This is a genomic window from Amycolatopsis sp. NPDC033938, assembly GCF_055575975.1.
Genome location: NZ_JBVIRO010000022.1, coordinates 82,515 through 103,503 on the forward strand (window position 1 = coordinate 82,515; position 20,989 = coordinate 103,503).

The 20,989-nt window shown below is 66.4% G+C and carries 15 protein-coding genes; 5 read left to right on the top strand and 10 right to left on the bottom strand.

Annotated features, from left to right (window positions below; genetic code table 11):
• Positions 1–139 precede the first annotated feature (139 nt).
• Positions 140–1,345, top strand: coding sequence for a cation:proton antiporter (locus ACZ5ZX_RS36175; protein ID WP_465506481.1), 1,206 nt, complete (start codon positions 140–142; stop codon positions 1,343–1,345).
• 38 nt (positions 1,346–1,383) lie between these two features.
• On the top strand, positions 1,384–1,830 hold the full coding sequence (locus ACZ5ZX_RS36180) for a CBS domain-containing protein (RefSeq protein WP_465506482.1): 447 nt from the start codon (positions 1,384–1,386) through the stop codon (positions 1,828–1,830).
• 516 nt (positions 1,831–2,346) lie between these two features.
• On the opposite strand, the gene ACZ5ZX_RS36185 is transcribed toward ACZ5ZX_RS36180, so the two are convergent.
• From ACZ5ZX_RS36185 to ACZ5ZX_RS36195, 3 genes are read right to left on the bottom strand one after another with little or no spacing between them, the layout of a single operon-like run.
• The gene (locus ACZ5ZX_RS36185; protein ID WP_465506483.1) at positions 2,347–2,913 is read right to left on the bottom strand and encodes an LppA family lipoprotein; all 567 of its coding nucleotides are present in this window, start codon (positions 2,911–2,913) and stop codon (positions 2,347–2,349) included.
• Between the two features lie 38 nt (positions 2,914–2,951).
• On the bottom strand, positions 2,952–4,676 hold the full coding sequence (locus ACZ5ZX_RS36190; protein ID WP_465506484.1) for an alpha/beta hydrolase: 1,725 nt from the start codon (positions 4,674–4,676) through the stop codon (positions 2,952–2,954).
• Positions 4,676–4,984: a type VII secretion target gene (locus ACZ5ZX_RS36195; protein WP_465506485.1), complete on the bottom strand. Its 309-nt coding sequence runs from the start codon at positions 4,982–4,984 to the stop codon at positions 4,676–4,678. The genes ACZ5ZX_RS36190 and ACZ5ZX_RS36195 overlap by 1 nt, the downstream gene beginning before the upstream one ends.
• A gap of 1,088 nt (positions 4,985–6,072) precedes the next feature.
• Between ACZ5ZX_RS36195 and ACZ5ZX_RS36200 the strand changes: the two genes are divergently transcribed.
• On the top strand, positions 6,073–8,061 hold the full coding sequence (locus tag ACZ5ZX_RS36200) for a tetratricopeptide repeat protein (RefSeq protein WP_465506486.1): 1,989 nt from the start codon (positions 6,073–6,075) through the stop codon (positions 8,059–8,061).
• Here the strand turns inward: ACZ5ZX_RS36200 and ACZ5ZX_RS36205 are convergent.
• From ACZ5ZX_RS36205 to ACZ5ZX_RS36215, 3 genes are read right to left on the bottom strand one after another with little or no spacing between them, the layout of a single operon-like run.
• Positions 8,036–9,754, bottom strand: coding sequence for a hypothetical protein (locus tag ACZ5ZX_RS36205; protein WP_465506487.1), 1,719 nt, complete (start codon positions 9,752–9,754; stop codon positions 8,036–8,038). The two genes, ACZ5ZX_RS36200 and ACZ5ZX_RS36205, sit on opposite strands and share 26 nt — an antisense overlap.
• A gap of 21 nt (positions 9,755–9,775) precedes the next feature.
• Entirely contained in the window at positions 9,776–10,321 is a 546-nt protein-coding gene (locus ACZ5ZX_RS36210) for a phosphatidylglycerol lysyltransferase domain-containing protein (RefSeq protein ID WP_465506488.1), read from the bottom strand.
• A gap of 50 nt (positions 10,322–10,371) precedes the next feature.
• Positions 10,372–14,187: an nSTAND1 domain-containing NTPase gene (locus tag ACZ5ZX_RS36215; RefSeq protein WP_465506489.1), complete on the bottom strand. Its 3,816-nt coding sequence runs from the start codon at positions 14,185–14,187 to the stop codon at positions 10,372–10,374.
• Positions 14,188–14,645: 458 nt separating this feature from the next.
• On the opposite strand from ACZ5ZX_RS36215, the gene ACZ5ZX_RS36220 reads away from it, so the two are divergent.
• Both ACZ5ZX_RS36220 and ACZ5ZX_RS36225 read left to right on the top strand, forming a co-directional pair.
• Entirely contained in the window at positions 14,646–14,948 is a 303-nt protein-coding gene (locus ACZ5ZX_RS36220) for a DUF6355 family natural product biosynthesis protein (RefSeq protein ID WP_465506490.1), read from the top strand.
• Between the two features lie 133 nt (positions 14,949–15,081).
• The gene (locus tag ACZ5ZX_RS36225; RefSeq protein WP_465506491.1) at positions 15,082–15,210 is read left to right on the top strand and encodes a hypothetical protein; all 129 of its coding nucleotides are present in this window, start codon (positions 15,082–15,084) and stop codon (positions 15,208–15,210) included.
• A gap of 398 nt (positions 15,211–15,608) precedes the next feature.
• Here ACZ5ZX_RS36225 and ispG read toward each other — a convergent pair whose 3' ends face one another.
• From ispG to ACZ5ZX_RS36245, 4 genes are read right to left on the bottom strand one after another with little or no spacing between them, the layout of a single operon-like run.
• A complete protein-coding gene (ispG, locus tag ACZ5ZX_RS36230) occupies positions 15,609–16,724 on the bottom strand; it encodes a flavodoxin-dependent (E)-4-hydroxy-3-methylbut-2-enyl-diphosphate synthase (protein ID WP_465506492.1) in 1,116 nt (371 codons plus the stop codon).
• Positions 16,724–18,463, bottom strand: a complete 1,740-nt coding sequence (locus ACZ5ZX_RS36235) for a 1-deoxy-D-xylulose-5-phosphate synthase (protein ID WP_465506493.1) — start codon at positions 18,461–18,463, stop codon at positions 16,724–16,726. Before ACZ5ZX_RS36235 ends, ispG begins: the two co-directional genes overlap by 1 nt.
• Positions 18,460–19,431 (bottom strand): 4-hydroxy-3-methylbut-2-enyl diphosphate reductase, encoded by a 972-nt coding sequence (gene ispH / locus ACZ5ZX_RS36240; protein ID WP_465506494.1) that lies wholly within the window; start codon positions 19,429–19,431, stop codon positions 18,460–18,462. The genes ACZ5ZX_RS36235 and ispH overlap by 4 nt, the downstream gene beginning before the upstream one ends.
• 18 nt (positions 19,432–19,449) lie before the next feature.
• Positions 19,450–20,490 carry a family 2 encapsulin nanocompartment cargo protein polyprenyl transferase gene (locus ACZ5ZX_RS36245; protein WP_465506495.1) on the bottom strand — a complete coding sequence of 347 codons (1,041 nt, stop codon included), beginning with the start codon at positions 20,488–20,490 and terminating at the stop codon, positions 19,450–19,452.
• Positions 20,491–20,989 lie beyond the last annotated feature (499 nt).

A 20,989-nucleotide genomic window follows, 5' to 3' on the forward strand; every position in this document is an offset into this window, starting at 1 on the left:
CACGATCGCAGATCGGGACGGCGGCCGATTTGCTTCGGGGCGGCCTTTGCGGCATCTTTACGCGCGGTGTGCCGGGAAGCCTGGTCGGCACTTCGCCCCGGACGTCGGGGCGGAGTCACTGACTCTGGGGACGGTTTTCATGGCACTGGTGCTCGCGTTCGGTGTGGTTCTCCTGGTCAGCGTGTCCTTGTCCGGTGTCGCCGCCCGCACGATCCTGTCGACGGCGCTGTTGTTCCTGCTCGCCGGTGCGCTGATCGGGCAGGGCGGTTTCGGCCTGGTCCAGATCAATCCAGGCGATCCGCTGGTGACCGCGCTGGCCGACATCGCGTTGTTCACCGTGCTCTTCACCGACGGTCAGCGTGCCAGCTTGCCGGCGCTGAAAGAGGGCTGGAAGTTGTCCGGCCGTGCGCTGGGCCTCGGCATGCCGTTGACCATGATCGGGATCGCGGTGCCGGCGCATTTCCTGGTCGGGGTCGACTGGCCGACGGCCCTGCTGCTGGGCGCGATCCTGTCGCCGACCGACCCGGTGTTCGCCGCGGCGATCGTGGGCCGTTCCGACGTGCCGCTGCGGTTGCGGCGGCTGCTCAACGTCGAGTCGGGGCTCAACGACGGGCTGGCGCTTCCGTTCGTGCTGATCTTCCTGGCGACCGCGTCCCGTACTTCGTCGGACCTGGGGGAGGTCGGGCTCGAGCTGGTGCTCGGCTTGGTGATCGGAATCGTGATCCCGGCCCTGGTCACCTTGGCGCGGCGGCTGAAGCTGCTGACCGCCGAGCCTCGGCTGCAGGCGCTCGGGCCGCTCGCGATCGCGGTCATGGTCTTCGCCGCCTGCCACCTCACCCATGCGAACCCGTATCTCGCTGCCTTCGCCGCGGGCGCCACCTTGGCCACGATGGACCGGGTGGCCGCCGAGCATTTCGAACCGCTCGGCGACCTGCTGTCGGAGATCACCAAATTCGCCGCTTTGCTCGTGTTCGGCGCACTGATCACCCCCGACCGGCTTTCGCACCTGACCGTCGGCGGGTGGATCCTGGCGGTCGTCACGATCGTGCTGGTGCGCCCCGCCGCGATGATGCTGTCGTTGCTCCGGACCCCGATGAGCCGGAGGGAACGTTCCGCCGCCGCCTGGTTCGGGCCCAAGGGATTCGCGTCCGTGGTCTACGGTCTGCTCGCGCTCCAGTCCGGTATCCCGGACAACGAGCTGGTGTTCGACCTCGTGGCGGTCACGATCGCGCTGTCGATCGTGCTGCACTCGTCGACCGACGTGCCGGTGGCGAAGGCGCTCAGCTTCGAACCGCCGGACAACCTGCCGACAGGTCGTAAAGAACCCGACAGGAGCGCCGGATGAGTTCGGCGGAGCGGTCATCGTGGTCGTAAGCTGACAAGATGCATGCCAGTGACATGGCGGAGGAGTTCCCGGTCGTGGACCTGGATTCCGACGCGCTCGACGCGGCCCGCCTGCTGGCCGAACACCGGTTGCCGGGCATCGTCGTGACCGACAGCGGTGGTTGCCCGCAGTCCGTGCTGCCCGCGTCCCAGGTCGTGCGGTTCCTTGTGCCGACCTACGTGCAGGACGATCCGTCGCTCGCCGGCGTGCTGAACGAATCCATGGCGGACAGCGTCGCGAGCAAACTCGGCGGGAAGAAGGTCCGTTCCCTGCTGCCCAGCGAACCCGCGGAACTGCCCAGAGTGAACGCGGATGACACCATCATCGAGGTCGCCGCGATCATGGCCAGGCTGCGCTGCCCGCTCGTGGCCGTCATGGAGGGCAAGACCCTGCTCGGCGTGATCTCCGCGTCGCGGCTTTTGCAGCTGGCCCTGAAGCCCCACTGATCGCGACGTGGCCCTTTGCCGGACAGTTGGTGCTTCGGTGCGGATGTCGGCGCGAAAGTTGCTGGATGGACCGGATATCGCGGTCCGATACATGATCGGCACGCGAACGCCGATGCCCCCGCGATCCAGGCACCCGAGTTACGCCTCTGAGCATGCCAGTTCCGTGTTCGAGCACGCGAGTTACGCCACCCCGCCACCCTGGCGAACAGGCCGCCCACCATCACGACACGTTCGACTTACCCCTCAATAGAAGTGAAGTAGCACCGGTTGCGCTGCCGCTCTGTGCAAGGCGCGGTCATGACGGTGACGGGCATACCGGGACCGGACTACGGACAGGCCCGGTATGCCGGCATCGCTGGCCACCCTGCTGCGCTCGACGTATTCGTTAACTGGCCGACAGTCCAGGCACGTCGTGAATATGAAACTGAGCAGACTGCTCGCTGTGGGTTGGCCCGCGACCAGGTGGATCTCGCTCTTGTATACGACGTCCAGATCTTGTGCAAGGCATGTGTCGTGCTAGGTCGTCGGTGGTATCGGTGTTGTGCGGGTTTTGGCTTGGGGCGTGAGATGGCAACCGGTGGTGATGTCGAGTACCAGGTTTGTGGCGGCTCCAACGCTGAGCGTGGCGCCGAACGCGTCGGTAAGGGTGATCTCGTAATTGCCTGGGGTGTCACTGGAGAATGCTATGCGGGTGAAACCGGCTCGGCCGGCAAGATCGTTGACGGTGCTGCGCGTCGTCGCCCAATCTTCTGGGGCCAAGGTTTTTTCGGCGAACCAGAGGGGCAGGTGTGCTTTCGCGGTGTCGTAGGAGTCGAGTTCGGCGAACTCCGGTAGACAGTTGCTTGTGGTCCGGGTCTCGGGTTGTTCTTGCCATGCCCGGATATTGAGAGTAGAGCTGAGCGCGTCGCGGATCTGGGTCAGCAGGTCGCTGTAACGCTGGGTGATCTGCTCGATGTCAGGTCTCTGTGCCAGTGTGGCGAATTGGTGTTGCTGCGATGTCATGGTGGTTTCCGAGGTCGGCTGGGTGTCGGCAGGCCGGGCGCCGCAGGCGTTGATCGATGCAAGCGCGGCGAGGATGACCATCACGCGGATTGCGGAGCTGGATCTCCTGCTGGAAGTGGTCATTTGCCCGCGATGGCGAACTGAGGCGTCCCGCCGACAATGGCCGCTATGTTGCGAAGACTGGTGGTGTCGGGTTTGAGGTATTCACTGTGTCCGTTGGATCCGAGTAACGGGCGAGCTCCTGGCTGGGTGACAGGGTCGGTGGACAGCGTGCTGATACCGGGTATGTCGGTGGGACTTGTGCCGTAGCGGCCGCCGCTGAGGGGGCCGACCTCGGTGACGAGGTCGTCGGGAGCGGCGAGCGCGTAGGCGTGGCCTGTAGGGAGCTGGAGCTGCTTGAGCTGCTCGCTGGGGTCTCCTGGCTTGTCGAAGATGCCGGGTGAGCCGAAGAAGGCGGCGTCATCGACGCCGGCGTTGTGCTGCAGCGAGATGCCCGTGGTGAGGGATCCCCACGAATGGCCGAGGGCTGTCATGTGCGGGTCGACCGGCCGGGAGGCGTTGAGACCCTGATCGAATTGCGCGAGCTTCCGGGCTCCGGACTCGGCGCTGTCGCCGGTGACGAGATCACCGTAGTCCCGGGGATTACCCGTGGTGGGCGGTTCGTAGCCCAGCCAGGTCACGGTGGCGACTGTGGCGTGGGGCTCGCCGCTGCGGACGTGGAGGTTGTGCGCGGTCGTCGCCACCTGCTCCATGTCGTTGACGTATCCGGCGAAGTTCTTGTCCACCGCGGAGTTCATCCCAGGCGTGAAGATCGCGACGTGATCTGCTGTGTCGACATTCCCTACCGCGACCGCGGCCTTGGCCCTGTCACCGGACATGTCCAGCAGCAGGAGCTGACGGTCGGATCTGGCGCTTCCGTCACTGGAGTGCATGATCCGGTCGATCGTGTCGAGCGAGGCGAGTTTTGCTTCGACGCGTTGCAGTTCGGCGTACTTGAGGCTGGGAACGTTGATGCTGTTGTGCTGCGAGCGGGGGTCGCGGCGCAGGTCGTCCGCCAGCTGTCGCAACTGGGTGCGTTCGCGGTCGATCAGCGCCAGGTTCGCCTGGTTGCGCGCCCAGCCGGCGATGCCGTCGCGATTGCCGATGAGTTCCGGTTTCTCCCGGATCAGGCGTTGTTGCTGGGCGGGGGACAGAGCCGACCACCATCCGGCGTTCTGTGCGGTGGTGGCTTGACCGGCGGGTGGCTCCACGATGCTCAGGCCCGCGCGGGACTGACCGAGAGACCCCGCCCACGCCAGATTGGTCGTCTCGTTGTCGTTGCCGGCAGCGGAAATGATGTCGTGGGCGAGGATACGGTCGAGGACAGTGCAGATGTCGGTGTCGATGTCGTGCCCCTGGCGTAGCGCCTGAGCGATCCGATCCCGGAGTTCATCGGCGACACGCGTCCGCTCGCGAGTGGCGTCCTGACGCTGTTCCTGCGGTATGTCCGGTGGGAGACCGTGATCGTGGAGTTCGCCGTTGTCGCCGATGGCGAAATTGTGCGCGGCAGCGAGATTCTCGGCCTCGCGCACGGCGTGCTGGACGCCCGTGAGAGCGTCACTCGCCTCAGCGAGGATCCGACGGCCGGCGGCGACTTCCGCCGCCCATTCCTCGAATCCGTCGATGAGCTGGTTGGCTGTGACGGTGGCCGCCGTTGCGGCGTCGCCATACCACCCATATGGGGTGTTGAGGTCGCGGACATCGTCGGATGCCGCGACGATCGAGTTGTAGTGATTGTTCAATGGACTGACGGAGTCCGCCAGCGGAATGGACCGCCACTGACGGAGTTGGCCCCAGGTCACCATCAGATTGCCCGAGGACGCGGCAACGTGGTCAGTGCCCGTGCGGCGTCGGCGTCGTTGTCCTGATAGCGGCGCGCCGCGGCACGGGTACCTTCCGCCAGCTGGTCGAGCTTGGCGATCAGGGCGTCGCGGCACTCCTGCCACGAGGCCCGCACCTCCGACAACTTGGCGGGGCTGCCACCGCCTGGCATTCCGGCGTCTCCTGAGGGCAGCGCCGCGGCTACCTCCAAAGTCAGCATTCGTTCGGAGACGCGGTCAGCCGCGTCGGCGACCGCAGCCACTCTGTCGATGACAACCTGGTATCCGGACATGGCGAACACCCTCCCCAAGTGTGCCGTACGTGACCGTGGGATAACGCTAAGCATCGAGGGTGGGTGCGGCAACGGCAATGGCCGTCATGATCGATTCAGTACTGGCGAATTAATCCGTTTGACGGAAGATTTCGATGTTCATTAAAACGCATTTGCATTCACGCAACGAGCCGACGGTGGACGCCGCTTTCTGATCTTCGAGTTCACCTCCATACTTCCTGGCGTGGCTCCAGTGTGGCCGCGTTGCCGGCGGGTGCAGTGTGAAATTTGCTTGGCCGCACTGGGAAAACAGCGGAAACCGTTCGGGGATGCGTGGTGTAGGGCATTTTAAGGAACCGCTCAATGTGGAGCTTCTTGCCTGCCAAGAATCGACACGTCGAGTGTTGCGGTGCGTTGTGTTCGCTACCGAACACAACGTACTGGCGGCGTCAGGGGCCCCGGCGTCAGCTGTGCCGGTGTCGGGCGCGCATCGCGGCACCAATGGGGTCGGTGGTTCATAGATCATGCCGGCGAATTCGGTTGCCTTCGCATTTGATCACAATTGTTGATCGAGTGGCTCGGCTTGTTCCGGTTGAGACGCCGAACATCGACCGGTTCACCGTCCTCGATGAACGCGCCATGAGTTCTATCCGGACTGCGAGGCGTCGTCGTCTCCATCCTGCGCACCCTTTCGATCACCCGAACGTGGGAGAGATGACGCTCGGGGTGAAGCCGCCGTCGACAGGCAGGTGACACCGGTGATGTAGCTCGAAGCCGGACTGCGCAGCCACAGGGCCGCCCCGGCGATTCCTCCGATTCGCCCAGCCGCCCCGTACTGGAGCGCGACAGGCGGTGAAGGGTACCGACAGGGCCCCTCAGGATCACGATGAAGTGGAGGACCCGGCGACGGTGCCGAGATCGAACGGGACGGGATCATGACTCGGCTCGACGGGTGACGCGGTCTCAGTGGGTACCGCTTGACGGGTTCGACGAACTTCTTCAGGCGCGGTTCGCGAATCGCTTGTCCGGTCGTTGATCACGATAGGCTCATGCCGTCAGATGCCTGGCATGAGTTTGTCGCTGGTCGGCTGTTGGGTGGGGAGAGCTGTATGGTCGTGCCGCAGGAGGTTCCGCTGGGGCCGCGCGATTTCGTGAACCGCGAGGCGGATCTCGCCCGGATGGACAGGTTCTGGGCTTCGCGTTCGCCTGGAGTGGCCCAGCTCGGAGTCTGCACGGGCTTGCCGGGGGTGGGGAAGACCGCCTTCATCCGGCGTTGCGTCCAGCGGTTTCGTGACACCAAGGTGTTCTCCGGTGGAGACCTGCATGTCGAATTCGCGTCGGTCGACGGGATCGTGCCTTCGGTCGCGGACGCTCTCGCCTCGTGCCTGCTCGCCTTGGGTGTGGCGAAGGACGTGATGCCGTCCACGCTGGCCGGGCGAGCGAACCATCTGAGGAGTATCACGGCGCAGAAACCGGTGCTGATCGTCCTGGAGGACGTGACCGACGCCGCGCAAGTGCTCCCTTTTGTGCCCAACGGCGCGGACAGCGCCGTTCTGGTGACAAGCAGCGCTCAGCTCAGTGAACTGCTGGCCGACGGTGCCGAGGCGATTCGCCTCGAGCCTCTTGACGATGCCAGCGGAGCCCACCTGGTGGTCACCTTGGTGGGGGAACGGGCAGAGGCCGAACCGGAGGCGGTCGGTCGGCTCGTGGAGCTGTGCTCCGGCCTGCCCGTGGCTTTGAAGGTGGCGGCATCACGACTTCTGGCTCGGCCTCGCCTGCGTGTAGGGGATCTGGTAGCTGAGATCGAAGGCGGCCGCTCGGGTTTCGCGGTTGGAGGCAAAGACAAGGTCTCGGCCGTTTTCGCCGTGGCGTATGACGCGTTGGATTCTGCGTCCGCCCGGATCTATCGGTTGCTCGGGATGTTCGCCGGCCGCGACCTGACACTGGACACGCTGGCGCGACTTGTCGACGTTCGCGGGGACGCGTTGAGCGCCGCGGTGGAGACCTTGATCGAATCCGGATTGCTCAACGAGGACTCGGACAACCGGCTCTCGCTGCACGCCATGGTACGACGACACGCCCGGCAGCTGGCCTTCGCCGAGGACGGAGCCGAGGAAAGTGAGACCGCGGTGCGGCGAGTGGTCACCTATCTGGTGACCACCGCGGCCTTCGCGGACCTTGCGGTGCTGGGACCCCGCCGCTACCGGGTCGATCCGGACACGGTGACCGGCCGGTCGAAGTCGCCCTTTGTCGGTGATGCCGCGAAAACGGAAGCACTGGCCTGGCTTGATCGTGAACGGGCGAATCTGCTGGCGGTCCAACGTGCCGCCGCGGAACTCGAAATGCACGACGAGTCGTGGAGGCTGGCTGAAGCCCTGTCCGCCTTGTACGTCACCCGACGCTATCTGGTCGATTGGACCGAGTCGAGTGCCCTGGGAGCGACGTCTGCCCGCGTCGCCGGAAACGTGCGAGCCGAGGCGCGGCTTCGCAGCTTCGTGTCCCGCGCATGGACCGACCTGGGCGACCTCGATCGGGCGGGCGAAGAACTCGACCGAGCCCGGACCTTGGCAGAAGAAACGACTGACACACGGTTGATCGCCTCGATCTGGGAAATGCTGGGCAGATTCCGCGACCACACAGATCCGGATAACGCCGCCGAGGCGTATCAGCGTGCGATTGCCTTGTTCTCACAGGAATCGGACACCCGGGGTGTCGCCTTCACGTCGTTCTTCCTCGGATGCTCACACCATCGTGCCGGCCTGTACGAGCAGGCTGAAGACATCCTGCGGAACGCACTGGAGCAGATCCGCGAAGTCGGCGACGCGCGCATGCTCGGAAGATGTCTCACCGAGCTCGGGAACGTTCTGCGAGCCAGGGGGCGAACGGAAGAGGCGTATCAGGCGCTGGACGAGGCGATCGAGACGCTGTACCGCGACGGCCAGCCGTATTATGAGGCGGCCGCGCGGGAGAGCCTTCTCCCACTCCTTGATGCCGACGACGACCGAACGCGGTCTTGCCTGCGGGCCTTGATGGACGTTCACCAGCGCCTGGGTAGCGGGCGTTCCGACGAATTCAGGGAGCTGCTTCGCCGGCGTTGAAACTCCACGTCAGGGTGACAGAGGTCGATCGCGGACCCGCGTGTACGAGCACCTGGCGTTCGCGGAGGTCACCGGAAAGCCAGCAGCAGTAGACGGCTGAGCCCACGGACGAGACCCATCGTCGACCGTCGGCCATGTCGATCCGAACAACTCCGCCGCTGCGCACTGCTGCGAGTGCTCCCTGTGCTGTCGCCGTGATCGCGACCCGGGCACCCGGGTTGGCTGCCAACGCGGAGGCGGTCCACCGGTGGGCTTCGGAGGCGTCGAGCGTCCGGTCTCTCACGATCACGGCAGCCCGTTCGAGGATCTTCAGATCGGGTTCGGTCTCGTCGGCCACCAGGTGGGTCTCCCTGCCGGTCCTGTCCGGCTGAACGGCAACCGGATACCGGGTCAGGTGCAGTGTGCCGTCCTCGATCTCCACCGTGTCCACCACATACGACAGGACAGGCCGAAGTTCGGGCTCCGGGAGGGGAAATCTGCGCGGCGATGATGAAGCCGGCGGTGCGGTGAGCCCGAGCTTCCGGTAGATCAGGTTTCGGAGGTTGGCATCCGCCTCCGATGTTCGGGCGAACACGCGGTCGGTGATGGGGGAGAACCGGCCGGGCCGATGATCGCGCCGACAGTGATCCAGTTGCTCTCGAAGCGCCGTGTTCCCATCGAGTTCCGTCGCTTCACTCAGTAACTCGTCGGGAGGGGAGCCCTCGACCATCTCCGTGGAAGAGCCGGCATGGAGGATCGGCTTGTCCAGTGCGGCAGCGAACAAACCGAGAGACCCATGATCTGTGATCACTTGATCCGCGGCTATCAGGGCGGCTTGCCATCCGGAGTCCGGCGGCAGCAGGAGCAGCCCGGCATCCAGCGCGGACGAGAACCACCACGAAATCTGGGCCCTGCCGTAAAAGGACCACACATTCGGGTGGAGTGCGGCGACCACTTGGTACAGATCAGCCGGTAGCTCTGCCAGCAACCGGGACGGCAGGGATTGCCACCGGCCCAGCAGTGAATCCGGCCTCCAGGTCGAGGCCAGCACCACCAACGTACGGCCCTCGGTCCCGAACGCCTCCCGATATCGGTCTCGCAAGCCCTGGCTTGCCGACAACCGGGCCAGAGTGGGGTCGCCGACAACCTCCGTTCGCCCTTCACTGGCCGGGCAAACCTCCGACAGCTGCCGCCGTTGTTCCGGGTGTGAGAGAACCACGGTCGCATCGCCCGCGCGCAGAACAGCCTCCGGCGGGAGCCCGGCAAGCCGTGTCCCGCCGCCGTTGCTGTCAGGCACGTACTTGTTGAATCCCAGTCCATGCGGAAGCACAACGGTATGTTTCGTGACGTCCTGGAAATCGATGTTCTCGCTCGCGGACAGAACGAGATCGTAGGCGATCCGTTTCTTCTGGACGGCTTGCCAGGGGACCAGCCGGACTCCGGCCTGGCGAAGCACGTCCTCGACGCCGTCGCTGAACGCCGAGGTGTCGTTGACCGTGAACAACAGCCTGACGCGGAAGTCGTCCCGGAACAGTGTCCAAGCATCGAGCAGGCGATAGGCCGAGGTCAGAGTTCGGGCGACGACAAGAACAGTGCGATCACACTGAAAAGTGCCCCAGGGCCCCGGCTCCCGGCCATTGTCTGATTGTAGCATTTCGGTTACCCAGAGTGTTGAAGGCCTGGGCGATTCTCCGTTCTGATCGCTGTCGGTCATCGGGAGCATAGCCACCGGCGATCAGATCTTGGGCTGGCGTCGAAGTGATTTCGACCCCTCTGCCCGGCGGTTGACCCTGACAGCCAGGGGATGAGTAGATGTGATCTTCCAGTCGGTCGACCGTCCACACTTCTGATCAGTCGTCGCGTGGCCTGCCTGACCGCGACTACGGACTTCGACGCCTTGGATGTGCCGGCGCGAGCGAACCTTTTGTCCATTGTAGACATGCAGGGCGGGAGTGCACACGGTCGAGTCGTGATGTTGTGACCTGTGCTCTCGCGATCGATCGACAGCGCCGAAAGGACAGCGCCTTGATCTGGACATCCATGGCGGTGTGTCCACATAGGATGCCCATTCGGCGGTGACGCCGGGCTTCTTCGCCTTGTTCATCGCGGTCCGGATGTCCTGCCACTTCTTTCCCTTGAACTCCAGGCCTTCCAGTGGAATGAGGGTCTCTTCGGCGACCTGTGCCGAATTCCACGACGGAAGGTCGTCGGCCGGGCCCAGGATCCGCAGGCGCAGTTCCGGACGGCCTGTGGGAACGGACTGCGGCTGATGCAGCGCCAAAGGGCCAAGCCGGGCGTGCGGGATCGTCGCGAGGATGGCTGCCTGCTGGGTCAGCAGGGGAGATCGCGGGTGAGGTCGGGGAAGTACCGGTGCCATTCCTCGTCGCTGATCGGCGGGGATGTCATTGCGCAGATGCGGCCGGCTGCTTGTTCGATGTCGGATTCCAGCAGGCGCACCAGGTGGTCTTGTCCGCCGGTGGCCAGTGTGTGGCCGTCGGGGGCGAACGCCGTCGCGTAGACGCGGTCGGTATGTGCGGCCAGGGTCGCGAGTTCCTGTGGCGTATGCGGATCTGTTGTGTTCCACAGTCGCACGGTGCGATCTGCGCTGGCTGAGGCGAGGGTGCGGCCGTCGGGGCTGAAGGCGACCGTGTACACGATGTCGGTGTGACCGGACAGGATGCGGGGCGGGCTGACCCGTCCCGGCGTGGTGATGTCCCACAGCCGCACCTCGTGGTCTGCGCTTCCGCTGGCCAGCGTGCGACCGTCGGGACTGAACGCCACCGACTTGACGTTGTCGGTGTGTCCGGTCAGTGGTGGAAGTTCCACCGGCCGCTGGGAGTCGTGCAGGTCCCACAGCCGCACCTTGAGTCCGGAGTCCGCGGAGGCCAAGGTGAGTCCGTCGGGGCTGAATGCCACCGAGTTGACGCTCTCGACGTCCCTTTCGGTGGTGAGCGTGGTCAGTTGCCTGCCGTCGGCCACGTTCCACAGTCGTAGGGAGTGGTCCGCGCTTCCGGTGGCCAGGACGCGGCCGTCCGGACTGAACGCCACCGAGTTCACCGAGTCGGTGTGGCCGGTCAATACCGACCGCTCGGCGGGGCGTCGAGGGTCGGTCAGGTCCCACAAACGCACGGTGTGGTCGTAGCCCGCAGTCGCCACGGTGTGGCCGTTCGGGCTGAAGGTCACCGCATTCACCGCGCCGCGGTGCCCGGTCAGCGTCGGTAGTTCCCAGGCGTTTTGGGCGTCGGTGAGGTCCCACAGCCGGACGGTGCCGTCGTAGCCGGCGCTGCTCAGGGTATGGCCGTCGGGGCTGTAGGCCACAGCGTAGATCGAGTCGGAGTGCCCCGCGAGTACCTGCCTTGCCAGATCCCATAGCCGGACCGAACGGTCCACCGCACCGGTGATCAGGGTGCGGCCATCGGGGGTGAACGCCACCGCGACCACCGGGCCCGTGTGCCCGCCGAGCACCGTGAGCTGCTTGGCGTTCCGAGGATCGGTGACATCCACCAAGGAGACCGTGCGGTCCAGGCCGACGATGGCCAGCGTGTCGCCGCGTGGGCTGAACGAGAGTGAATGCGCGTCCGAGTTGTCGGTCAGGGTGACCAGGTTTTCCAGCGACCCGGTACTCGTGAGGTTCCACAATCGGATGACATGGTCATGGTTCAGCGTGGCCAGGACCGTACCGCCGGGGTTGAATACGACTCGGTCTATTCCGTCGTCCGTGGTCACCACTACCGGGAGGCTGGGCCGCGTGGGGTCTGTTACCTGCCAGAGCCGGAGGGTGTGGTCCCAGCTGCCGGTGACCAGAGTGCGGCCGTTTGGGCTGAACGCGAGCGTGTTCACCAGATCGTTGTGCCCGGTCAGCACGGCCAGCTCTCGTGGATGACGGGGGTCGCTGATGTTCCACAGTCGCGTGGTGCGGTCTTTGCCCGTGGTGGCCAGTACCGGCTCGGTCGGGCTGAACGCGATCCCGATGACGCTGTCGGTATGCCCGCTCAGCGTGGCGAGCTCGCCCGGCCGTCGCGGATCGGACACGTCCCACAGCCGTACGGTCCGGTCGTTACCGCCGGTTGCCAGTACGGTGCCGGTCGGGCTGAACGTTGCTGACCACAGCCGGTCGGTATGCGCGGTGAGCACCGCCGTCATCGCGGGATGGTGCCGATCGGTGATGTCCCACAGCCGAACGGTGTGGTCGTCGCTCGCGGTGGCGACGGTCCGGCCGTTCTGACTGACGACCACCGACTCCACGGCACCGGTGTGGCCGGTCAGCCGTGTGGCGTAGTTGGTGCCGAAGGTACTGAGCACACTGTTGCGTGCCTGGCTGGTGGGCGCCAGCCGGTAGGCGGCCAGGCCGAGTTGGGCGGCCAGCGCCGGATCGGTGGCGCGCAGCGCGACCGACCCGGCCGCCACCTGCTGCGACAACAGAACGTTGCGCCCGTCGACCACCGTGCGCTGCGCCCGCACCGCGGCGACCGTTGTCGCGGCGGCGACCACGAGCAGCACGCTGAGCAGCGCCACCAATTGCCGTAGCCCGCGGGCCCGGCGTCTGGCGGCTACCTGTTCAGCGGCCTCGGCGGCCAGACTGGCGTCGAGGAACTCGCGTTCCGCTGGGCCGAGCACCACATCGGCGGTTGTCGCCCAGTCACGTGCCTGCTCCAGCCGGGCGCCTCGGTACAACGCGCCGGGGTCGCGTCCGAGCGTCGTCCATGTCCCAGCAGCCTCGGTAAGCCTGCGGTGCACCCGGAGTCCTTCACGGTCCTCGGAAATCCAGCTACGCAACCTCGGCCAGCACGCGATCAGCGCCTCATGGGCGATCTCCACGCTGCTCTCGCCAAGGGTGAGCAGTCTGGCACTGACCAGGCGTTCCAGCACCACTGTCGTATCCGGGTCGGTGGTGTCCAGTTCGCCCATGGTGATGCGCCGCTTGGTGTCCTCGGTTCCTTCGCCCAGCGCGACGAGACGGAGGAACAGGGCCTTGACCCGGTGCCGCTGGAGTTCGGCCAGATCGGTGTAGATGGACTCGGCGGTCTGCGCCAACGCCCCGTGGATGCCGCCCGCGGCTTGGTAACCGCTGAGCGTGAGGGTGTTTCCGCGCCGCCGTTGCCAGGTTTCCCGCAGTGCGTGCGACAGCAACGGCAGTACCCCGGCCCGGTCGTCGGTCTGTGCCACCAGTTCGGCCAGGAGCGGGCTCTCGATCGCGCCACCGTTGCGGATCGCGGGCTGGGTGATCGCCTGCCGCAACTCCTCGGTGCTCAGCGGACCGACCACGATCTGCGCGTCCCGCAGCGCGGTCAACAGGTCGGGGTAGCCGGTGCAGTGAGTATAGAAATCGGCGCGAATCCCCAGCACGATCCGGCAATGACTGTCCGGCGTAGCGGCGGCCGTTGTCAGCTCGTGGATGAATCGGGTCCGCTCTGCGTTGTCGCGGCACAGCGTGAACACTTCCTCGAACTGGTCTATCACCAGCACCAGTTCGGCGCCGTCCGACTGGTCCGCCAGTATCTGCTTGGCCAGCAGGTGCAGGGCACGCACGTCTGTGCGCAGGTCTGCGTTGACAGGCCCCGGTGTGGTGCTGATGAGTCGCGCGAGGTGAATCGCGCACTCCTCCAGTGGGGACGGCCCCGGTGTCAGGAGCACGACCAGATGTCCGGCGTCCCGCAGCAGGGGGATCAGCCCGGCCCGCAGCAGCGAGGACTTGCCGGCGCCTGACGCCCCGAACACGGTGATCATCCGGTGCCGGTTCAAGCATTCCGCGGTCTCGGCCACCAGGTTGTCGCGGCCGAAAAAGTGATCGGCGTCTTCAGGTTGGAATGCGGCAAGGCCGACGTAGGGCGACGAGGAGGCTTCCTCGGCGGCGGTCGGCGAACCGGCCGTGTCGGCCGCCGCAAGCTCGGCCGCCAGGTCATGCCAGCGCCGCTCCCACTCGGCGACGTCGCCATCGCAGGCGCGCACGTAGGCCCGGGTCACTGCCAGGCTCGGCAGCTTCCGGCCTGCCGCGGCGCCGGACAACGTAGCCGTCGAGTAGTGCGCGCGCAGGGCGAGTTGCCGATAGGTCGGACTACCAGCCTTCTCCCGGAGGCCGCGCAGATCCGCCGCAAACCGCAGAAGTGAACTGTCCCCTGCGTCGAGCGGCCGCTCCCGTCGTGCCATGACGCCGTCCCCCTCCCGCCTCAATATTGTTAAGGAATTGATTGTTCACCGTCCAGGGGCCGACACGAAACAACCCATCCGCACTAGACAAGCACCGGTGGCAATCACGGATCGCAGACGGCGCGAATTTCATCCAACGGTGATCGGAGCACTCGGCCTGCCTTCGACGAGAGGAGCGCATAGGTGCTCATGGAGGCGCATTCCAGCCTGCCAATGGTCGCTTTTCAGTCAGAATCCACAATCAGGCCCGCCGAGAAAGTGTGGGCCAGTGCGGCGACCCGAGACTGGATCTTGTGACTCAGGGTTACCGCTCGAGTTCACCGCATCGTCTGCGGGCAATGCTTGGTCGCGGCGCATGAGGAGGTGGTCTTTTATTCGCCGCCTGCCGGCCAGGCGAAGAAGAGTATCAAATGCGGTTTCAGTGAAATTTCCTGCAAATTCAATCGAAAGGTGCAGTAATGAGATCCTTGACCGGCGTATTGGCGGCTGGCGGAATCGCCCTCGCGACGATCGTATCGCCCGCCGTCGCCCAGGCGGCACCGCTCGACGAGGCGAGCCTGATCGCCTCACCCTGCGGTCAATGGAAGGACGCCAACACGGCTTACTACAAGCACTGCGACTGGAACACCCACGTTGAGGTTCGCGTGAACTACTACGGCGGTGGCGGCTACAACTTCTGCGACACGCAGCCGTTCGTCGACATCCCTGTCGGGCCGGCTGACCGCGTTCTCGAGTCGGTGTTCACCGGCCATCTGTGCTGATTCCGCGCACGGCCGCAGGACCCTCGTCACGGCCCGCGCCAAGCGGCCGCCGGTGACACCTGCGGCTTCGCGACAGCGAACCAGCGCAATCCACTGATCAGGCGAGCTCGGCATCCGGCGATAGCATTCTCGGATGCCGAGCTCGTTCGACGGCGGTACGGCCGGTCCGCGACTGGGTCCGCACGAATCCGTTCCCGTTCGAGGACGTCGAGACCAGCACGCGCACGTGATCGCTCAGCGGCAGCTGGGGAAATGCCCGTGATAGTGGTGGGTCATTCCGGAAGCGGTGAGGAGCGGATTGCCGTCTGTATACGTGACGACTGGCCGGGCGGGGGTGTCGCCCTAGCACCGCCGGACCGTTCGGATGCCTCGTCGGCGGCGAGCCGCGCCGTCGCGGACGACCCCGACCACTGGTTCGGGCAGGTTGTCGGGTGGCACCGCTCCGAACAGGCGAAATGTTCGGCAGCGAACAGAACTCAGGCATTTCTTGGGGGAGAGGAACGGGGTGGTGAGCGGGATTCGGGTTATTGAGGGGCAAGGCAAACCTGGTCGTGCGGCACCGCGCTCGCGTGCAGAGGACCCGCACACCCGAGCTCGGCAACCAGGCACGTCTGAACGTGCCGCCGAACTCAAGGCCCAGAACTCGAGCAGGGAAAACTGTTAATTCCCGTCCGCGGTCATGTGCTCGGTGAGCCGAAGCGCCTCTTCGAGCAGGGTTTCCACGATGGCGCTTTCCGGGACGGTTTTGACGACTTCGCCGCGGACGAAGATCTGGCCTTTGCCGTTGCCGGAGGAGACGCCGAGGTCGGCTTCGCGTGCTTCACCGGGGCCGTTGACGACGCAGCCCATGACGGCGACCCGCAACGGGATCGGGAAGTCTTCGAAGGCCGCGGTGACTTTTTCGGCGAGGGTGTAGACGTCTACCTGGGCACGACCGCAGGACGGGCAGGACACGATCTCCAGTCGGCGGGGGCGCAGACCGAGTGATTCGAGGATCTGGGCGCCGACCTTGACCTCCTCGACCGGTGGCGCGGACAGTGACACCCGGATGGTGTCGCCGATGCCTTCGTTGAGCAGGATGCCGAAGGCGACGGCGGACTTGACGGTCCCTTGGAACCGTGGTCCCGCTTCTGTGACGCCGAGGTGCAGCGGGTAGTCGCAGCGGCGCGCGAGGAGCCGGTACGCCGAGACCATCACCAACGGGTCGTGGTGTTTCACCGAGATCTTCAGGTCACGGAATCCGTGTTCCTCGAACAACGAGCATTCCCACAACGCGGATTCCACCAGTGCCTCCGGGGTCGCGCTGCCGTGTTTGGCCAGCAGCCGCTGGTCCAGCGAACCGGCGTTGACGCCGATCCGGATCGGCGTCGCGGCGGCTGTGGCGGCGGCCGCGATCTCGGCGATCCGGTCGTCGAATTTCTTGATGTTGCCGGGGTTCACCCGGACCGCGGCGCAGCCGGCGTCGATGGCGGCGAAGACGTACCGCGGCTGGAAATGGATGTCCGCGATGACCGGGATCTGTGACTTCGCCGCGATGGTCGGGAGCGCGTCGGCGTCGTCCTGTGCGGGGACGGCGACCCGCACGATCTGGCAGCCCGCAGCGGTGAGCTCGGCGATTTGCCGCAGTGTGGCGTCGATGTCGGAGGTGCGGGTGGTGGTCATCGACTGCACGGAGACGGGCGCGTCGCCCCCGACCGGCACGGACCCGATCATCAGCGGGCGGGAAGCCCGGCGACGCGGCGCCGGGACCGGTGTACCCAGCAGGACGGAGGTCATCAGCGTTCCTCGGGCAGCGGTGAGCCGGTGGCGTTGGTGAGGCGTTTGAGGATGGTGGCCGCGATCCCGGCGGCGTCGAGGCCGTGGGCGCGCAAGATCTGGTCTCGGGGACCGTGCGGCAGGAAATTCGGCGGCAAGGCGAAAGCCGCGGCCCGCGGGGGTGGCTCGGCGGCCGTGGCCGTCGTGGCGAGGGCTTGGGCGATCCGGGTGCCGAGCGCGCCGGTCGTGGTGGTGTCCTCGACCGCGAGTACCACGTCGTGGACGCGGGCCAATGCGAGCAGGGCCGGGTCGAGCGGCGCGATCCAGCGTGGGTCGTACACGGTGGTCGGCACGCCGTGCGCGGCGAGTTCGTCGGCGGCGGCCAGGCAGGCCGTGGCCAGCGGGCCGACCGCGACCAGCAGCACCCGTGATTCCGCGTCCTCGCGGAGAACGTCGCCGTGGCCGACCCGGCGCAGCGCCGGAATGTCCGGCGCGACAGTGGACTTGGGGTAGCGGATCGCGGTCGGGGTGTCGGTGGCGTCGACGGCTTCCCGCAACAGATCCCGCAGCCGGGTGGCGTCGCGGGGTGCGGCGAGGCGCAGTCCCGGCACGATCGGCAGCACGGAGGCGTCCCACATGCCGTGGTGACTGGGGCCGTCCGGTCCGGTGATCCCGGCGCGGTCCAGCACGAAGGTGACGGGCAGGCGGTGCAGCGCGACATCCATCAGGACCTGGTCGAATGCCCGGCTCAGGAAGGTCGAATAGATCGTGACCACCGGATGCAGCCCACCGAAGGCCATGCCTGCGGCGGAGGTGACCGCGTGCTGTTCGGCGATGCCGACGTCGAACACCCGGTCGGGGAACGCCGCGGCGAACTCGCCGAGCCCGCAGGGACGCAGCATCGCCGCGGTCACGCACACCACGTCGTCGCGCTCGGCGCCGATCGAGGTGATCTCCTGGCCGAACACCGACGTCCACGTCGCCGCACCCGGGGACCTGGGCTGCGCGGTCTCGGGATCGACGACCCCGACCGCGTGCAGGCAGTCCGCGTCGTCCTGCTCGGCGGGCGGGTATCCCTTGCCTTTGCGGGTGACACAGTGCACCACGACCGGGCGGTGCATGGACTCCGCGCGCCGCAACGCTTGTTCCACCGCCGCGACGTCGTGGCCGTCGACCGGGCCGAGGTAGGCCAGCCCGAGGTCGGTGAACAGGTTGTCTTGCGTGGCGTGGCGCAGCCGGGCCAGATGCAGGGGCAGCCCGCCGACAGTCGGCGCGTAGGAGCGGCCGTTGTCGTTGAGCACGATGATCACCGGCCGGTGTGGGGCCGCGGCGATGTTGTTGAGCGCCTCCCAGCACATGCCGCCGGTCAGCGCGCCGTCGCCGACGAGCACCACGATCCGGCGATCGTCGCCGCGTAAGGCGAACGCCTTCGCGAAACCGTCCGCATAGGACAGTGCGGTGGACGCGTGGGAGTTTTCGACGACGTCGCACGGAGACTCCGCGCGCGACGGATAACCGGACAGGCCACCAGGCTGGCGCAGGGAGTCGAAACCGTCGCCGCGGCCGGTGAGGATCTTGTGGACGTAGGCCTGGTGCCCGGTGTCGAAGAGCAGGATGTCGCGGTGGGATTCGAAGACCCGGTGCATGGCCAGTGTCAGCTCCACCACCCCGAGGTTCGGCCCCAGGTGACCGCCGGTTTGGCAGACCTTCTCGATCAGGAAGTGGCGGATCCGCTCGGCCTGCTCGACGGGACCGGTCATGAGAGCCTCGCGGGCACGGGCAGGGTGAAGCGGATGGTCTCGCGGGTGGCTTCCCGTTCGGCCACCGTGACCGGACCGAGCAGCCGCAACGCGTCGAGCACCTCGTCGACCAGCCGTTGCGGGGCGGACGCGCCCGCGGTGACGGCGACGCACGTCGTCTTCGCCAGCCAGTGCGGGCGGAGGCCGCCGGCGTCGTCGATGAGGTGGGCCGGGGTGCCGTGCTGATGGGCGAGTTCCACCAGTCGCACCGAATTGGACGAGTTGGCCGAGCCGACCACGAGTACCAGGTCCGCCTCCGCCGTGATCGCGCTCAGCGCGTCCTGCCGGTTGGTGGTGGCGTAGCAGATGTCATCGGATGCCGCGCTCCGCAACGCGGGATAGCGTCGTCGCAGGGCTTCGATGATCTCGGTGGTCTCCCCGGCGGCCAGGGTGGTCTGGGTCAGGTACGACACGCGGGCCGGGTTTGGCACGTCCAGGCGCGCGACGTCGGCCACGTCCTGGACGAGGAGCGTGTTGCCGGGAGCCTGTCCGAGGGTTCCGTCGACCTCCTCGTGTCCGGCGTGTCCGATCAGGATCACGGTGTCGCCGCGAGCGGCGAACCGGCGGGCTTCGGTGTGTACCTTGACGACCAGCGGGCAGGTCGCGTCGATCACTTCCAGCCCTCGTTCGGCGGCCTGGGCGTGCACCGCAGGGGACACCCCGTGTGCGGAGAACACCACCGTGGCGCCGGCGGGAACCTCGTCCAGTTCGTCGACGAAGACCGCGCCTCGAGTCCGCAGGCCGGCCACGACGTGGGTGTTGTGCACGATCTGTTTGCGCACGTAGAGGGGCGGTGGCCGCAGCCGGAGGAGATTCTCGACGACCTCGATGGCACGTTCGACCCCGGCACAGAACGAGCGCGGAGAGGCGAGCAGGACCGTCCGCGGTCCGAAGGCGGCCTGCCAGGCAGGGTCACGGATGTCGATCATGCGTCCTCCTGCGAAGTGTCAATGATCGCGTCGTGTGACCAACTGGGCGAGCGCGGTCATGCTCGTCACCGCGCGCTGGGTCGACGCCACGCTCGGTAGATTTCGCAGCGCTTGCGTCAGCAGTTGCTCGGCCTGCTGCTCGCTCCAGGCTCGGCCACCGGCCAGATCGATGAGCTCGGCGGCCCTCGCCAGCTCGTTCGCGGAGAGGGGTGCGGCGCCCGCGTACAGGTCGGCCAGTTCCCGCCCCGCGGGCGTACCGGAGGTCAGCGCGGCGACCACCGGTAGGGACTTCTTGCGGTTCTGCAGGTCGGAGTACGCCGGTTTGCCGGTCTTGTCCGGCTCACCCCAGATGCCCAGTAGGTCGTCCACGTGCTGGAAGGCCAGGCCAAGACGGCTGCCGAACTGCCGCATCCGCTCGATGTTCTCGGCAGTGTCTCCGCCGAACGAGGCGCCGAGTGCGCAGGCGCACCCGAGCAGGGAGGCGGTCTTGTCCTCGGACATGCGCAGGCACTCGGTCGGTGTCACCACCGCGCGGTGTTCGAAGGTCATGTCGACACTTTGTCCGTGCACCAGCTGCTGGACCGTCGCGGCGAGCATTTTCAGTCCTGCGGGTGCGGCCGGATGCCTGCTCCCGGCCAGCACTTCGAAGGCCAACGTCAGCAGGGCGTCCCCGGTGAGGATCGCGGCGCCGACCCCGAACACGCTCCACGCGGTCCGGCGGTGGTGGCGGGTGGTGTCGCAGTCCATGACGTCGTCGTGCAGCAAGGAAAAGTTGTGTACCAACTCGACAGCGACGGCGGCCGGGAGCGCCTCGGCCGGCCGGCAACCGGCGGCTTCGGCCGAGAGCAGGGTCAGCGTGGGACGGATCGCCTTGCCTCCCCTGCCGACCTTGGCCGGGCGGCCGTCTTCGTCCCACCACCCGAAGTGGTACCCGGCGATACGCCGGATCGGACCGGGCAAAGCGTCCACTGCCGTCCGCAGCGCCGGGACGATCGTGGCCCGGCCGGACGCCAGCGCGTCGCGAGCCGATCCGGTCGTGCGTGGTTCGAGTTGCGTCATGTCAACGGCCGATCTCGACATCGCGTTCGACCGCGGTGTCGCTGCCCTGATCGAGTAAGGATCCGACCATCTCGGTGATCTTGGCTTGCCGAAGCGCACGGTCGGCCACAACCTACCTCCAGCCCAGTGCGGTGTGATTCCCCAGTACATCGTCGAGGCTTCCGGTGGCGCAGCGGTTTCGGCACCCTGGGGTGTTGAACGTGTTGAACCGCCTGCCTCCCTGGGAAGGGGTGTTGCCAGGCGAGGTCGGCTGAGATGGGATCGCCGAGACCTGGCGTTGGCGTCAACCGAAAATGTGCTGATCGCTCGCCCCACCGTGTCTGGTGGCATAGGTGTAGGGCTCACCTGGGTGTTGATTATGTTGAACGGCTGGATACTTGAGAATTGACCGATTCGACGGTTTTCCCGTCGTGTTGGACCCGAGCGGAGTGACGGCACGAGGGGAAGGCATTGCCGCGGACCGGTTCATGCACGGTTCATTCGGGTGAAGCCAAGAATT

Coding starts and splice junctions, on each gene's coding strand:
- ACZ5ZX_RS36175 (WP_465506481.1), top strand. CDS start 140: ATGGCACTGGTGCTCGCGTTCGGTGTGGTTCTCCTGGTCAGCGTGTCC.
- ACZ5ZX_RS36180 (WP_465506482.1), top strand. CDS start 1,384: ATGCATGCCAGTGACATGGCGGAGGAGTTCCCGGTCGTGGACCTGGAT.
- ACZ5ZX_RS36185 (WP_465506483.1), bottom strand. CDS start 2,913: ATGGTCATCCTCGCCGCGCTTGCATCGATCAACGCCTGCGGCGCCCGG.
- ACZ5ZX_RS36190 (WP_465506484.1), bottom strand. CDS start 4,676: ATGGTGACCTGGGGCCAACTCCGTCAGTGGCGGTCCATTCCGCTGGCG.
- ACZ5ZX_RS36195 (WP_465506485.1), bottom strand. CDS start 4,984: ATGTCCGGATACCAGGTTGTCATCGACAGAGTGGCTGCGGTCGCCGAC.
- ACZ5ZX_RS36200 (WP_465506486.1), top strand. CDS start 6,073: ATGGTCGTGCCGCAGGAGGTTCCGCTGGGGCCGCGCGATTTCGTGAAC.
- ACZ5ZX_RS36205 (WP_465506487.1), bottom strand. CDS start 9,754: ATGACCGACAGCGATCAGAACGGAGAATCGCCCAGGCCTTCAACACTC.
- ACZ5ZX_RS36215 (WP_465506489.1), bottom strand. CDS start 14,187: ATGGCACGACGGGAGCGGCCGCTCGACGCAGGGGACAGTTCACTTCTG.
- ACZ5ZX_RS36220 (WP_465506490.1), top strand. CDS start 14,646: ATGAGATCCTTGACCGGCGTATTGGCGGCTGGCGGAATCGCCCTCGCG.
- ACZ5ZX_RS36225 (WP_465506491.1), top strand. CDS start 15,082: ATGCCGAGCTCGTTCGACGGCGGTACGGCCGGTCCGCGACTGGGTCCG.
- ispG (WP_465506492.1), bottom strand. CDS start 16,724: ATGACCTCCGTCCTGCTGGGTACACCGGTCCCGGCGCCGCGTCGCCGG.
- ACZ5ZX_RS36235 (WP_465506493.1), bottom strand. CDS start 18,463: ATGACCGGTCCCGTCGAGCAGGCCGAGCGGATCCGCCACTTCCTGATC.
- ispH (WP_465506494.1), bottom strand. CDS start 19,431: ATGATCGACATCCGTGACCCTGCCTGGCAGGCCGCCTTCGGACCGCGG.
- ACZ5ZX_RS36245 (WP_465506495.1), bottom strand. CDS start 20,490: ATGACGCAACTCGAACCACGCACGACCGGATCGGCTCGCGACGCGCTG.